The following is a 12,871-nucleotide window of genomic DNA, read 5'->3' on the forward strand; positions in this document are numbered from 1 at the left end:
CAGGGAGTAAAGCAGAAAAAGCGCTTCGCAATTCCTTGCGCAATAAAGCGAATACAGAAGCAGAAAATCTCGTTTATTTTTATAACCCGATGATGGCTACCAATTTTTCCACAATGCTTGCCATCCACCCCCAAAGCGCACTAGGGTGGTCGTCATGAAAACCGCACACACCCTCATCCTGCTTCGCCAACACGCCTGCCTGCGCCTGGTCAGCCCGCGACTGCGTGGCTGAATCCGTTTCCCGGCTTCACCTCTTCATCTTTCTACCGCGCAGGGCCGCCGCTGGCCCGGAAGAACAAGGATTCCGCCCATGACCATGCTCAAAGACCCGTCGAAGAAATACCGTCCCTTCACCCCGATCACCCTGCCCGACCGCACCTGGCCGGACAAGATCATCGACAAGGCGCCGATCTGGCTGAGCACCGACCTGCGCGACGGCAACCAGTCGCTGATCGAGCCGATGGACGCCGAGAAGAAGATGCGCTTCTTCAAGTGCCTGGTGCAGGTGGGCCTGAAGGAAATCGAAGTGGGCTTCCCGTCCGCCTCGCAGACCGACTTCGACTTCGTCCGCGAGCTGATCGAGGGCGGCCACATTCCCGATGACGTCACCATCCAGGTGCTGACCCAGGCCCGCGACGACCTCATCGAGCGTACCTTCGAATCCCTGAAGGGCGCCAAGCGCGCCATCGTGCACTACTACAACGCCTGCGCGCCGAGCTTCCGCAAGATCGTCTTCAACCAGGACAAGGAAGGCGTCAAGCAGATCGCCATCGCCGCCGGCAAGACCATCAAGCGCCTGGCCGCCGCCGCGCCGGAAACCCAGTGGGGCTTCGAGTATTCCCCCGAGGTGTTCAGCTCCACCGAGACCGACTTCGCCGTCGAGGTGTGCAACGCGGTGATCGACGTGTTCCAGCCGACCCCGGCCAACCGCCTGATCCTCAACCTGCCGGCCACCGTCGAGTGCGCCACGCCGAACAACTACGCCGACCAGATCGAGTGGTTCGGCCGCCACATCGATAAGCGCGACAGCGTGATCATCAGCCTGCACACCCACAACGACCGAGGCACCGGCGTGGCCGCCTCGGAGCTGGCGCTGATGGCCGGCGCCGACCGCGTGGAAGGCTGCCTGTTCGGCAACGGCGAGCGCACCGGCAACCTCTGCCTGGTGACCATGGCGCTGAACATGTACACCCAGGGCGTCAACCCGGGGCTGGACTTCTCCGACATCGACGCCGTGCGCAAGGTGGTGGAAGAGTGCAACCAGATTCCGGTGCACCCGCGCCACCCCTACGTCGGCGACCTGGTCCACACCGCCTTCTCCGGCTCCCACCAGGACGCCATCCGCAAGGGCTTCGCCCAGCAGAAGGACGACGCCGTGTGGGAAGTGCCCTACCTGCCGATCGACCCGGCCGACATCGGCCGCAGCTACGAGGCGGTCATCCGCGTCAACAGCCAGTCGGGCAAGGGCGGCATCACCTTCCTGCTCGAACAGGAATACGGCATCAGCCTGCCGCGCCGCATGCAGATCGAGTTCAGCCAGGTGGTGCAGAACGAGACCGACCGTCTCGGCCTGGAAATGACCGCCGAGCAGATCTACAACCTGCTGCAGAGCGAGTACCTGCAAGCCGTCTCGCCGTTCGGCCTGAAGAACTACCGCCTGCAGGAAGAGAACGGCATCTGCGCCATCGACATCGACGTGACCCACAAGGGCGAGCAGCACCGCTGGCACGGCAAGGGCAAGGGCACCCTGGAAGCCCTGGTCGCCGCGCTGCCGGTGGAAGTCGAGATCATGGACTACAACGAGCACGCCATCGGCGCCGGCACCAACGCCCGCGCAGCAGCCTACATCGAGCTGCGCGTCGAAGGCGGCCGCTCGCTGCACGGCATCGGCATCGACGAGAACATCACCACCGCCAGCTTCCGCGCCCTGTTCAGCGCGCTGAACCGCGCCGTGACCCTGGGCCAGGCGAAAGCCGCCTGAACCCGCCGGTGATGTGAAAAAGGGGCCTTCGGGCCCCTTTCTCATCTTCTCGGTCAGGCATCGATTCGTAGGATGGGTTGAGCTTGCGATAGCCATCGGACCCTGGTGATGGGTATCGCTTCGCTCAACCCATCCTACGGGGTGTGGTGTTTGCCGGAGGCGTAGGCGGACCTTGTCCGCGATGACCGGACGTCCCGGCGCGGATCGCGGATGAGATCCGCTCCTGCGCTGCCCCACCCGCGCCATTCCCCTGTAGGAGCGCGCCCTGCGCGCGATTCGCGGGCAGGCCCGCTACAACCCGCCGGGAGGCACGGCGCTTTCCGTAGGATGGGTTGAGCTTGCGATACCCACCGGACCCTGGTGATGGGTATCGCTTCGCTCAACCCATCCTACGGGGTGTGGTGTTTGCCGGAGGCGTAGGCGGACCTTGTCCGCGATGACCGGACGTCCCGGCGCGGATCGCGGATGAGATCCGCTCCTGCGCTGCCCCACCCGCGCCATTCCCCTGTAGGAGCGCGCCCTGCGCGCGATTCGCGGGCAGGGCCCGCTACAACCCGCCAGGAGACATGGCGCTTCCCGTAGGATGGGTTGAGCTTGCGATACCCACCGGCCCCTGGTGATGGGTATCGCTTCGCTCAACCCATCCTACGGGGTGTGGTGTTTGCCGGAGGCGTAGGAGCGGACCTTGTCCGCGATGACCGGACGTCCCGGCGCGGATCGCGGATGTGCCTCAGGCGTTCTCCAGCGTTTTCGCTTGTAACTTTCTCCGCAGCACGCTTGCCGGGCTACCACCGCTCGGGAGGCAGGCGCCGGGTGTGGAAGATGCGCAGGATCTGCAGCTTCCCGTCACGAACGCGATAGGGGATCAGGTAAGGGTGGCCAGGCATGGGCCATTCGCGGGTGCCGGGTACGCGTCCCTCGCGCCCCATCGCGGGGTGGAGGGCCAGTTGTGCGATGTCGTCGAACACCGCAGCGACGAAGTCGCGTGCGGCGGCCGGATTGTGCTGGGCGAGATAGGCGGCTTCGTCGTCGAGGTTCTGCAGCGCTTTGCGCAGCCACTCAACCTGCATTGCGCGTCCACTTGTGCAGTACCGCATCGACTTCCGCCTCGCTGGCGAAATCACCGGCATCGGCCTCTACGATGGCCTGCTGGATTTCGCCGATCTGCCAGGCTTCCCGGGCGAGGTATTCGTCCAGTGCCTGGGCGGCGAGGAAGTTCTTGCTGCGGCCGGTCGCCTGGGCAAGCCTCGCGAGGGTATCGGACTGATCGTCCGACAGACGCAGGGACATCACGGGCATGGGGCACCTCGGTTGTAATATGTATCGCTACAACATACTACAACACACTACAGGCCACTCGAACTACCGATCGCCCGGAAGCGCCCACCGGCCAGCCAGGGGAATGCTATTCGTCGTCGCCGCTGGCGCTCACCGCGCCCAGGCAACGCAGGCGGTGCTCGCTGCCGTCGGATTGCAGCGTCCAGCTGTCGTCGCTGGCCTCGTACTGGGCTTCCATCACCTCGTTGTAGGTGAACTGCCAGCGCCGCTTGTCGCGGCCGTCGACCACCTCCACGCGCAGCACCACGTCTTCGCTGGCGAAGGGCTGGCCGGCTTCGGCGGCGATCTCGGCGCGGTCCAGCAGGTCTTCGTCGAGGCTGAACTCCCAGGCGTGCAGGCCGTCCAGTTCGAGCATGTCGGTCAGTTCGAGCTGGTCCAGCAGGTAGAGGGTTTCTTCGGACATTTTTCGTATTCCCGGTGAGACAGGCCGCCATCATAGAGCAAAGCCCCGCCGGCGGCCCTCCCCGCCTAGTCGGCCAGCGCCGCCAGCACGCCGCGCAGGCGCTCGACGGTGGCCGCCGAGCAGGGCTGCATGGGCTCGCGCAGCTCGTCGGCGATCAGCCCCTGCAAGGCCAGGGCGGCCTTCAGCGGCGCCGGGTTGGGCTCGGCGAAGGCGGCCTGCATCCACGGCAGCAGGCGCAGGAAGGTGCCCCGCGCACCGGCCAGGTCGCCCGCCTCCGCCTGGCGCTGCATGCGCACGTAGAGGTCGGCGCGCACGTGGGCGGACGCGGAGATGGCCCCGGCGCCGCCCAGGCACAGGTTGGCGAAGATCTGCAGGTCCTCGCCGGCCAGCACTTCGACGTCGCCGTCGGCGATCAGCGCCAGGGTGGTCTCGAAGTCGCCGCTGCAGTCCTTGACCGCAGCGATGCGCGGGTGGCGGACGATGCGCCGCAGGGGCTCGCGCTCGATGCGCACGCCGGTGCGATAGGGGATGTCGTAGAGCACCACGGGCACGCTGGCGGCGTCGGCCACTGCCTGGAAGAACGCCTCCAGGCCTTGCTGCGACGGGCGGATGTAGTAAGGCGCCGGCACCAGCAGACCAGCCACGGGGCGGCGCTGGATTTCCTGCTGGAAGGCCAGCAGCTCGCGCAGGTTGTTGCCGGCCAGGCCCATGATCACCTGCTGCGGCGGCACCCACTGCAGCACGGCGTCGAGCACCGCCAGCTGCTCCTCATGGCTGAGCGCGGCTGCCTCGCCGGTGGTGCCGCAGACCACGAAGCCGGCGACGCCGTCCTCCAGCAACCTGCCCACCAGGCCGCGCAGGGCGGCGAAGTCGATTTCCCCGGCACGCAAGGGCGTGGCCAGGGCCACCCAGATCCCACGAAACGTAGACATGCGAAAACTCCTTGTGGCTGACCGTGTGGTCGCCGTCAGGGAGGGTGCGGGATGCAAGCGGGGGAAGATCGACCTGGCGCCTGGTTGTCCTGTCAGCCCATCTGACGGGACAGCGCGCCCCGGTCAAATGAGCGACTGTTTCTTCGATTTCTTGGCAACGGCGACGCACGCGCAGGCCGGGGCGAAGGAGCCCGGGAGCGGCAGCGAGTGGTCGGAGTTGGCGAACATGGGAAGTCCGTTGCGCGAATCAGGCACCGAATATGCTCAACGTCGGACTTGGCTGTCAACCTTCTCCTAGGGTCTATGCTGGTTCAACCACACCGCAGTATGGAGAAGTGACAGGTGAACTCTCGCGAACTGGGCCACTCCGGGCTGGCCATTCCGCCGCTGGTGTTCGGCGGCAACGTCTTCGGCTGGAGCGCCGACGAGGCGACTTCCTTCCGCCTGCTCGACGCCCTGCTGGACGCCGGGCTGAACTGCATCGACACCGCCGACGTTTACTCGCGCTGGGTGCCCGGGCACAAGGGCGGCGAGTCCGAGGCCATCATCGGCAAGTGGATGAAGCAGCGCGGCAACCGCGACAGGGTGATCATCGCCACCAAGGTCGGCATGGACATGGGCAACGGCCACAAGGGCCTCTCCGCGGCCTACATCGAACAGGCCGTGGAGCACTCGCTGCAGCGCCTGCAGACCGACTACATTGACCTCTACCAATCCCACTGCGACGACACCCACACTTCCCTGGAGGAAACCCTCGGCGCCTACGCCGAGCTGGTGAAGAAGGGCAAGGTGCGCGTCATCGGCGCCTCCAACTACGACGGCCGGCGCCTGCGCGAGGCACGCGAGGTGGCCGAGCACCTGCACCTGCCCAGCTACCAGAGCCTGCAGCCGAACTACAACCTCTACGACCGCGCCGACTACGAGACGCGCCTGGAACCGACGGTGCGCGAACTGGGCATCGGCGTCATCCCCTACTACGGCCTGGCCGGCGGCTTCCTCAGCGGCAAGTACCGCAGCGAAGCCGACCTGGACAAGAGCCCGGCGCGGGCGGACAAGGTCAAGGGCTACCTGAACGAGCGCGGCGTGACCATCCTCGTGGCCCTGGACGAAGTGGCCGAGGAATACGACGCCACCCCGGCCCAGGTGGCCCTGGCCTGGCTGATCGCCCGCCCGGGCATCACCGCGCCCATCGCCAGCGCCTCCAACCTGGAGCAGTTGCCGGACCTGGTCGCGGCGACGCGGCTGCAACTGAGCCAGGAGGATATCCACCGGCTGGATGCGGCGAGCGCCTATTGAGGCGCCCGCCGGGTGGCCGCGGAGACTTGCCGCGGCCTCCCATGGCCCCGTACTCTCTGCTGCGCGTCTCCCCCGACAAGAAGAAAAACGGAGCAGAGAATGCTGTCCACGCCGCAACGCCTCTGGCAGGTTCTGAAGTCCAACCCGCAACGCGAAGAATCGCTCCTGACGGAAACCGCCGACATCGCGGTGCCAGACGACCGCGGCCTGTTCGTCATCGGCGCGGCGCGCAGCGGCACCACCGTCTTCCAGAACGCCCTGAACAGCTCGCCGGAGATATTCCTCCTCGGCGAACCGGCGTTGCAGGACGACCCGGGCACCCCGGACTTCGCCGCGCGCTACAACGCCATGCACAGGTCCTGGGGCAACCAGGAGAACAAGAGCAGCTTCTGCCCGCCGCTGTTCGACCAGGACGCCCCCTGGCACCGCTACCTGGCCCGGCTAGCCCGGCACTACCGCTACGTCGGCAGCAAGATCGTGGTCAATCCCCACGAGGCCGCGCGCACCTGCCAGCAACTGTTCGAATTCCATTGCCGGCATTTCTACCGTTCGCACTACGTCTTCACCTTCCGCAACCCCATCGACGTGCTCATGTCGACCCGCGGCCTGGCCGAGCTGAACGGCGACGAGGCAGCCGGCTACGACACGGTGCTCAAGAGCTTCCTGCAGGTGATGGCGCTGTACATCCGCTTCCTGCGCAACCTGCCTTCGGTCAGGGCGGTGTTCCACGAGGACCTCGGCGAGGCGGTGCTGCGCGACACCGGCGCATGGCTGGGCGTCGACCTGGGCGAGGCCGCCGGCTACTACGACAACGCCCGGGTCAGGCGCTACAGCCTGGAGCAGGTGCCGGAGCACGCCCGCGCCCTGGCGGAAGAGGTCATCGCCGCCTACGAGGAACTGCGCGGGCAGGTCGCCGGCGGCATGCGCCTGGTGCAATTGGAGCAGAATTCCAACCACATCGATCCGGCGCACTTCACGCCGCTGGGCAACCTGCATCGGCGTATCGAGGGGGTGCTGGCGGCGTCCTGACGGTTCGAATCGCGGACGGAGCCCGCTCCTACAGGGGCGCAAGGCATGGCATTTCGCCTGTAGGAGCAACTGTCTTGCGGGCCGCACCGGGACGCTCTTCGTAGGATGGGTTGAGCTTGCGAAACCCATGCGGTTGCGCTGATGGGTATCGCTTCGCTCAACACCATCCTACGAAAAGCCATGCTCGCTCATGCGCTAGGAGCGAGCTTGCTCGCGAATGGTGATTACCGGCGACAACCGTGTTGTGGGTTACGCCGCACCCTCTCCCGCAAGCGGGAGAGAGGGCTGTCCGGCATGGGCACAAGGTTCGGCATCAACCTGTAGGAGCGCGCCCTGCGCGCGATTCGCGGGCAGGGCCCGCTCCTACAGGGAGGCACGGAGCAGGCCCCGCGATTGCGTCGACAGGGACGGCGTGCAGTCGAGCGGGGCGATGGGTATCGCTTCGCTCAACACCATCCTACGAAAAGCGTGCCCACAGCCGTCAGGGCTCGATGACGAAGTGGTCGGCGTCGAGGTAGGCCGGGAAGCGTTCGCGGTAGGCGGCCAGCGCCTGGGCCGAGAGGCTGGCGTGGAACACGCCGTCGCCGTTAGCCGCTTCCAGCAGCGCTTCGCCCTGGAAGTCCAGCACCTGGCTGTCGCCGGCATAGGCGTGGCCCTTGCCGTCCTCGCCGACGCGGTTCACCGCCGCCACGTAGCACAGGTTCTCGATGGCCCGCGCCGGCAGCAGACGGTTCCAGTGCAACCGGCGGGCGGCCGGCCAGTTGGCGGTGTAGAGCAGCAAGTCGGTGTCCTGGGCGTCGCGGCTCCAGGCCGGGAAGCGCAGGTCGTAGCAGACCAGCGGGCGCACCCGCCAGCCCTTCCACTCCAGCAGCACCTGGCGCTCGCCCGGCGTGTAGTGCTTGTGCTCGCCGGCCATGCGGAACAGGTGGCGCTTGTCGTAGTGGAGGATCTCGCCGTCCGGGCGGGCCCAGAGCAGGCGGTTGCGGTGGCTGCCGTCGGCGGCGCGGACGATCACGCTGCCGGTCACCACGGCGTCCATGCGCGCGGCCTGGTGGCGCAGCCAGGCGTAGGTCTCGCCCTCCTCCGCCTCGGCCAGGGCCTCGGAGTCCATGGAGAAGCCGGTGGTGAACATCTCCGGGAGGATGACGATGTCGGTGCCGCGGGCCTGTTCCAGCAGCGCGTCGAAGTGCGCGCGGTTGGCCGGCGCGTCGTGCCAGGCCAGGGTGGTCTGCACCAGGGCCAGGTTGAGGTCGGGCAGTTGGCTCAGATCGCGCATAGCTTGTCCGCCGCCTGGCGCAGCGTCTCCTCTTTCTTGGCGAAGCAGAAGCGCACCAGGCGCATGTCCGCCGGGGCCTGCTGGTAGAACACCGAGACCGGGATGGCCGCCACGCCGTGTTCGCGGGTCAGCCACTCAGCCATGGCGACGTCGTCCAGGTCCGGGCGGATCGCCGAGTAGTCGACCACCTGGAAGTAGGTGCCGGCGGCGCGCTGGAAGCTGAAGCGCGAACCGCTCAGCAGGTCGCAGAACAGGTCGCGCTTGGCCTGGTAGAAGCCCGGCAGCTCGCGCAGGTGCTCGGGGTGCGCGGCCATGAAGTCGGCCAGCGCCCACTGCAGCGGGGTGACGCCGCAGAAGTTCACGTACTGGTGGATCTTGCGCATCTCCGCCGACAAAGCCTGCGGCGCCACCACGTAGCCGGTCTTCCAGCCGGTGACGTGGTAGGTCTTGCCGAAGGAGCTGACAACGAAGGCGCGGGCATAGAGTTCGTCATGGGCCAGCACGCTGGCGTGCTGCACGCCGTCGTAGATCAGGTGCTCGTAGACTTCGTCGCTGATGACGTAGATCTCGCGCTCGCGGATCAGCGCCGCCAGGCGGTCCAGGTCGGCGCGGTCGATCAGCGCGCCGCTGGGGTTGTGCGGGCTGTTGAGGAAGATCAGGCGGGTGCGCGGGGTGATGGCGTCGGCCAGGCGCTGCCAGTCGATGCGGAAGGCCGGCAGGTTCAGCGGCACGTGCACGCAGCGGCCGCCGGCCAGTTCCACCGAGGGTTCGTAGCTGTCGTAGCAGGGGTCGAGGACGATGGCCTCGTCGCCGGGGCGGATCAGCGCCTGCACGGCGCAGAAGATCGCCTCGGTGGCGCCGGGGGTGATGGTCACTTCGGCGTCGGCGCTGACGTTGCGCCCGTAGAAGGCGGCGACCTTGGCCGCCACCTGCTCGCGCAGCGCCGGCAGGCCGGTCATCGGGCAGTACTGGTTGTGCCCGGCCATGACGTGGCGGGCCACCGCCTCGCGCAAGGCGGCGGGGCCGTCGAAGTCGGGGAAACCCTGGGACAGGTTGAGCGCGCCACACTCGGCGGCGAGCTGCGACATGCGGGTGAAGATGGTGGTGCCGACGTTGGGCAGTTTGCTGGTGAGCATGGCGAAGGACTGCAGGCGAAGGGGGTTGCCTAGCTTAAAGCTGGAAGCTGGAAGCTGGAAGCTGGAAGCGCCCTACTTCCGGCTTCCAGCTTCAGGCTTGCGGCTAGCGCTTCTTGTCTTTCTTTTTCTTTTCGGCCTTCTTGTGGTGCGACATCAGCCGGCGCTTCTTGTTGACCTGGCGCTCGGTGAGCTGGGTCTTCTTGCCTTCGAAGGGGTTCTCGCCGCCTTTGTACTCGATGCGGATCGGCGTGCCGACCAGCTTGAGCACGCGCCGGTAGGTCTTCTCCAGGTAGCGGGTGTAGGCCTTGGGCACCGCTTCGGTCTGGTTGCCGTGGACCACGATCAGCGGCGGGTTGGCACCGCCCAGGTGGGCGTAGCGCAGCTTGATGCGGCGGCCGTTGACCATCGGCGGCTGGTGCGTCTGCACCGCATCCTCGAGGATCTGCGTCAGCTTGCTGGTGGGCCAGCGGGTGACGGCGGAGCGGAACGACTCCTGCACCGACTTGTACAGGTGGCCCACGCCGGTGCCGTGCAGCGCCGAGATGAAGTGGATGTCGGCGAAGTCGACGAACAGCAGGCGGCGCTCCAGTTCGGTCTTGACGTAGTCACGCTCGCCCGACTCCATGCCGTCCCACTTGTTCAGCGCGATGACCAGCGCGCGGCCGGTCTCCAGCACGAAGCCGAGCAGGTTGAGGTCGTGCTCGACCACGCCCTCGCGGGCGTCCATCACGAAGATCACCACGTTGGCGTCCTGGATGGCCTGGAGGGTCTTCACCACCGAGAACTTCTCCACCGCCTCGAAGATCTTGCCGCGGCGGCGCACGCCGGCGGTGTCGATCAGGGTGTACTTCTCTTCGTTGCGCTCGAACGGGATGTAGATGCTGTCGCGGGTGGTGCCGGCCTGGTCGTAGACGATCACCCGCTCCTCGCCGAGCATGCGGTTGACCAGGGTCGACTTGCCGACGTTGGGGCGGCCGATGATGGCGATCTTGATGCCGTCCTTCTCGCTCGGGCCGGGAATGCGCTTGGCTTCCTCGCCCTCGGCAACTTCTTCCAGCTCGTCCGGCAGGTCGTTGTCTTCCGGCGCCTCGGGCTCGGGCTGGAACATCTCGCCCAGGGCCGTCTGCAGCATGTGGGTGATGCCGCGGCCGTGGGCGGCGGCGATGGTCAGGGCGTCGCCCAGGCCCAGCGGGCTGAATTCGGCGCGGGCGATGTCCGGATCGACGGTGTCGATCTTGTTGGCCACCAGGTAACTGCGCTTGTTCCGCTTGCGCAGGTGCTCGGCGATCATCTCGTCGGCGGCGGTCAGGCCCGCGCGCGCGTCGACCATGAACAGCACCGCATCGGCTTCCTCGATCGCCTGCATCGACTGCTCGGCCATCTTGGCGTCGATGCCTTCCTCGTCACCGGTGATGCCGCCGGTATCGATGACGATGAATTTCTTGCCCTGCCACTTGGCCTCGCCGTACTGGCGGTCGCGGGTCAGGCCGGCGTACTCGGCGACGATGGCGTCGCGAGTCTTGGTCAGGCGGTTGAACAGGGTGGACTTGCCGACGTTGGGGCGGCCCACCAGGGCGATTACGGGAACCATGCGGCTCTCCAGGAAATTTCAGGAATTCGTAAAAAACACGCCGGCCGCTGTCGTCATCCAACAGCGGCCGGCAGGTAGAACATAGCTTAGCGAATGGTGAAGGCGACCAGCTTTCCGCTGTTGCCATACACGTACATCCACCGGTCGACCACCAGCGGGCGCACGCGCACGCCGTCGCCGTCGACCTTCTCGCGGCCGACGAAGCGGCCGTCCACCTGGCTCAGCAGGTGCACGTAGCCCTCCAGGTCGCCCACCACCACGTTGCTGGAGAACACCGCCGGGGCCGACAGCTGGCGGCGCGCCAGGGCGTCGTTGCTCCACAGCGAGGACGAGCTGCGGCCGTCCAGGGCTTCCACGGTGCCGCTGGCATCGCTGACGTAGACGCTGCCGATGCCCTCGGCGACGCCGGCGTAGCTGGAGGCCTCGCGCTGCCAGATCACCCGGCCGCTGGCCAGGTCGAGGGCGGCGGCGCGGCCCTGGTAGCTGGCCACGTAGATCACGTTGTCGACCAGGGTCAGGCCGCCGTCGATGTCCACCACGCGGTCCAGCTCGGAACGGCCCTGGGGCACGGCGACGCGGGTTTCCCAGATCGGCAGGCCACGCTGCACGTCCACCGCCACCACCTTGCCGCTGGCCAGGCCGGCGATGGCCATGCGCCCGGCGATGATGGGGGCGCCGGTGCCGCGCAGGGTCAGCACGGGCACGGTGTTCTCGTACACCCAGCGCTGGTTGCCGGTGCTGGCGTCGAGGGCGATCAGCTTGTCGTCCTGGGTCTGCACGATCACCACGTCGCCGTCGGTGGCCGGCGCCGCCAGCACTTCGCTGGGCACGCGGGTACGCCACTTCTGCTCACCGTTGGCGGCGTTCAGGGCGATGACGTCGCCCTTCAGGGTGCCGACCAGCACCAGGCCGCCACCGACGCCGACACCACCGGAGATCGGCAGGTCGAGGTCCTGTTTCCAGAGCACATCGCCGTTCTCGCGCTGCATGGCCATGACGCGGCCTTCGGCGGATGCGGCATAGATGCTGGAGCCGTCCACGGCCGGCTGCAGCAGTTCGTAGAGGTCGCCCTGGCCGTCACCGACCGAGCGGCTCCACTGCTTGTCCAGGCGCACCTCTTCCTTGAAGTCGGTGAGTTCCGCAGGCGGCAGTTCCTTCTTGCTGTTGCTGCTGCAACCGACCGCGAGCAGGGTCAGCGCCAGCAGCGCCGCATGTTTCCAGCGCAGCATCTCAGGCACCTCCCTTGGCGAGGTCGTCGAGTTTCACCTGCAGGGCGCCGGCGGCGGCCTCTTCGGGCAGGGCGGCCTTGGCCTTCTCGTAGGCGCTGCGGGCGTCGTCGGTGCGCTTGAGCTGCACCAGCAGGTCGCCCTTGAGTTCTTCACGGCTGGAGACGTAGGCCTTGTCGGCGTCGCCTTCGAGCAGCTTCAGGCCGTCCTCGGCCTTGCCCTGGGCGGCCAGGACACGGGCCAGGCGCTGGCGGGCCAATTCGCCGAGGGTGGCGTCAACCGGCTTGTCGACCACGGCCTTCAGCTCGCTGGCGGCATCGTCCAGCTTGCCGGCGTCCACCGCCACCTTGGCGACGAACAGGCGGCCGTACTGGGCGTAGTGGGTACCGCCGTACTCGCTGGTCAGCTTGTTGGCCAGCTCGGCGACGCGCGCGGTGTCCGGCTGGCCGGAGGGCGTCAGCGAGGCTTCGACCAGTTGCTGGTAGAGGATGGAGGCGTTCTGCGCCTGGTTGGCCTGGTACTTCTTCCAGGCCTGCCAGCCGAACACCACCACCAGCGCCAGGGCGGCCCCGGTGAGCAGGGGCATGCCGTTGCGCTGCCACCAGTCCTTGAGATCCGCCAGTTGTTCTTCTTCGGTACGCGTGGTCACCCCAATACTCCTAA

The 12,871-nt window shown here is 67.0% G+C and carries 12 protein-coding genes; 3 read left to right on the forward strand and 9 right to left on the reverse strand.

Features of this window, described 5'->3' with window-relative positions; translation table 11 throughout:
• Window positions 1–310 precede the first annotated feature (310 nt).
• Window positions 311–1,981, forward strand: a complete 1,671-nt coding sequence (leuA, locus tag IG194_RS07335; protein WP_009616188.1) for a 2-isopropylmalate synthase — start codon at window positions 311–313, stop codon at window positions 1,979–1,981.
• 785 nt (window positions 1,982–2,766) lie between these two features.
• Here leuA and IG194_RS07340 read toward each other — a convergent pair.
• From IG194_RS07340 to dapA, 4 genes are all read right to left on the reverse strand, one after another.
• The gene (locus IG194_RS07340) at window positions 2,767–3,051 is read right to left on the reverse strand and encodes a type II toxin-antitoxin system RelE/ParE family toxin (RefSeq protein WP_009616187.1); all 285 of its coding nucleotides are present in this window, start codon (window positions 3,049–3,051) and stop codon (window positions 2,767–2,769) included.
• On the reverse strand, window positions 3,041–3,280 hold the full coding sequence (locus IG194_RS07345; protein WP_058487325.1) for a CopG family ribbon-helix-helix protein: 240 nt from the start codon (window positions 3,278–3,280) through the stop codon (window positions 3,041–3,043). The genes IG194_RS07340 and IG194_RS07345 overlap by 11 nt, the downstream gene beginning before the upstream one ends.
• 106 nt (window positions 3,281–3,386) lie before the next feature.
• Window positions 3,387–3,722, reverse strand: a complete 336-nt coding sequence (locus IG194_RS07350) for a DUF5629 family protein (protein WP_009616185.1) — start codon at window positions 3,720–3,722, stop codon at window positions 3,387–3,389.
• Window positions 3,723–3,787: 65 nt separating this feature from the next.
• Window positions 3,788–4,654 carry a 4-hydroxy-tetrahydrodipicolinate synthase gene (gene dapA / locus IG194_RS07355; protein ID WP_058487326.1) on the reverse strand — a complete coding sequence of 289 codons (867 nt, stop codon included), beginning with the start codon at window positions 4,652–4,654 and terminating at the stop codon, window positions 3,788–3,790.
• A 342-nt stretch (window positions 4,655–4,996) separates the two neighbouring features.
• Here dapA and IG194_RS07360 point away from each other — a divergent pair, with 342 nt between their 5' ends.
• Together IG194_RS07360 and IG194_RS07365 are read left to right on the forward strand one after the other, a co-directional pair.
• Window positions 4,997–5,950 carry an aldo/keto reductase gene (locus tag IG194_RS07360; RefSeq protein ID WP_043271448.1) on the forward strand — a complete coding sequence of 318 codons (954 nt, stop codon included), beginning with the start codon at window positions 4,997–4,999 and terminating at the stop codon, window positions 5,948–5,950.
• Between the two features lie 99 nt (window positions 5,951–6,049).
• Complete coding sequence (locus IG194_RS07365) at window positions 6,050–6,979, forward strand: sulfotransferase (protein WP_058487327.1); 930 nt, start codon at window positions 6,050–6,052, stop codon at window positions 6,977–6,979.
• A gap of 481 nt (window positions 6,980–7,460) precedes the next feature.
• On the opposite strand, the gene IG194_RS07370 is transcribed toward IG194_RS07365, so the two are convergent.
• From IG194_RS07370 to IG194_RS07390, 5 genes are all read right to left on the reverse strand, one after another.
• The gene (locus tag IG194_RS07370; RefSeq protein WP_058487328.1) at window positions 7,461–8,255 is read right to left on the reverse strand and encodes an amidohydrolase; all 795 of its coding nucleotides are present in this window, start codon (window positions 8,253–8,255) and stop codon (window positions 7,461–7,463) included.
• Window positions 8,243–9,391 (reverse strand): pyridoxal phosphate-dependent aminotransferase, encoded by a 1,149-nt coding sequence (locus tag IG194_RS07375; protein ID WP_058487329.1) that lies wholly within the window; start codon window positions 9,389–9,391, stop codon window positions 8,243–8,245. Before IG194_RS07375 ends, IG194_RS07370 begins: the two co-directional genes overlap by 13 nt.
• Before the next feature lie 103 nt (window positions 9,392–9,494).
• Window positions 9,495–10,982 (reverse strand): ribosome biogenesis GTPase Der, encoded by a 1,488-nt coding sequence (der, locus tag IG194_RS07380; protein ID WP_009616178.1) that lies wholly within the window; start codon window positions 10,980–10,982, stop codon window positions 9,495–9,497.
• A gap of 86 nt (window positions 10,983–11,068) precedes the next feature.
• Entirely contained in the window at window positions 11,069–12,211 is a 1,143-nt protein-coding gene (gene bamB / locus IG194_RS07385) for an outer membrane protein assembly factor BamB (RefSeq protein ID WP_099049079.1), read from the reverse strand.
• 1 nt (window position 12,212) lies between these two features.
• Window positions 12,213–12,857: a YfgM family protein gene (locus tag IG194_RS07390; protein ID WP_009616176.1), complete on the reverse strand. Its 645-nt coding sequence runs from the start codon at window positions 12,855–12,857 to the stop codon at window positions 12,213–12,215.
• Window positions 12,858–12,871: the final 14 nt, after the last annotated feature.

It is taken from the genome of Pseudomonas sp. ADPe (assembly GCF_014843515.1).
Taxonomy (GTDB): domain Bacteria; phylum Pseudomonadota; class Gammaproteobacteria; order Pseudomonadales; family Pseudomonadaceae; genus Pseudomonas; species Pseudomonas citronellolis.

What these genes read in the sequence shown, in the direction of transcription:
- IG194_RS07350 (WP_009616185.1), bottom strand. Translation starts at nt 3,722, where the DNA reads ATGTCCGAAGAAACCCTCTACCTGCTGGACCAGCTCGAACTGACCGAC.
- IG194_RS07375 (WP_058487329.1), bottom strand. Translation starts at nt 9,391, where the DNA reads ATGCTCACCAGCAAACTGCCCAACGTCGGCACCACCATCTTCACCCGC.
- bamB (WP_099049079.1), bottom strand. Translation starts at nt 12,211, where the DNA reads ATGCTGCGCTGGAAACATGCGGCGCTGCTGGCGCTGACCCTGCTCGCG.
- IG194_RS07340 (WP_009616187.1), bottom strand. Translation starts at nt 3,051, where the DNA reads ATGCAGGTTGAGTGGCTGCGCAAAGCGCTGCAGAACCTCGACGACGAA.
- der (WP_009616178.1), bottom strand. Translation starts at nt 10,982, where the DNA reads ATGGTTCCCGTAATCGCCCTGGTGGGCCGCCCCAACGTCGGCAAGTCC.
- dapA (WP_058487326.1), bottom strand. Translation starts at nt 4,654, where the DNA reads ATGTCTACGTTTCGTGGGATCTGGGTGGCCCTGGCCACGCCCTTGCGT.
- IG194_RS07345 (WP_058487325.1), bottom strand. Translation starts at nt 3,280, where the DNA reads ATGCCCGTGATGTCCCTGCGTCTGTCGGACGATCAGTCCGATACCCTC.
- IG194_RS07370 (WP_058487328.1), bottom strand. Translation starts at nt 8,255, where the DNA reads ATGCGCGATCTGAGCCAACTGCCCGACCTCAACCTGGCCCTGGTGCAG.
- IG194_RS07365 (WP_058487327.1), top strand. Translation starts at nt 6,050, where the DNA reads ATGCTGTCCACGCCGCAACGCCTCTGGCAGGTTCTGAAGTCCAACCCG.
- leuA (WP_009616188.1), top strand. Translation starts at nt 311, where the DNA reads ATGACCATGCTCAAAGACCCGTCGAAGAAATACCGTCCCTTCACCCCG.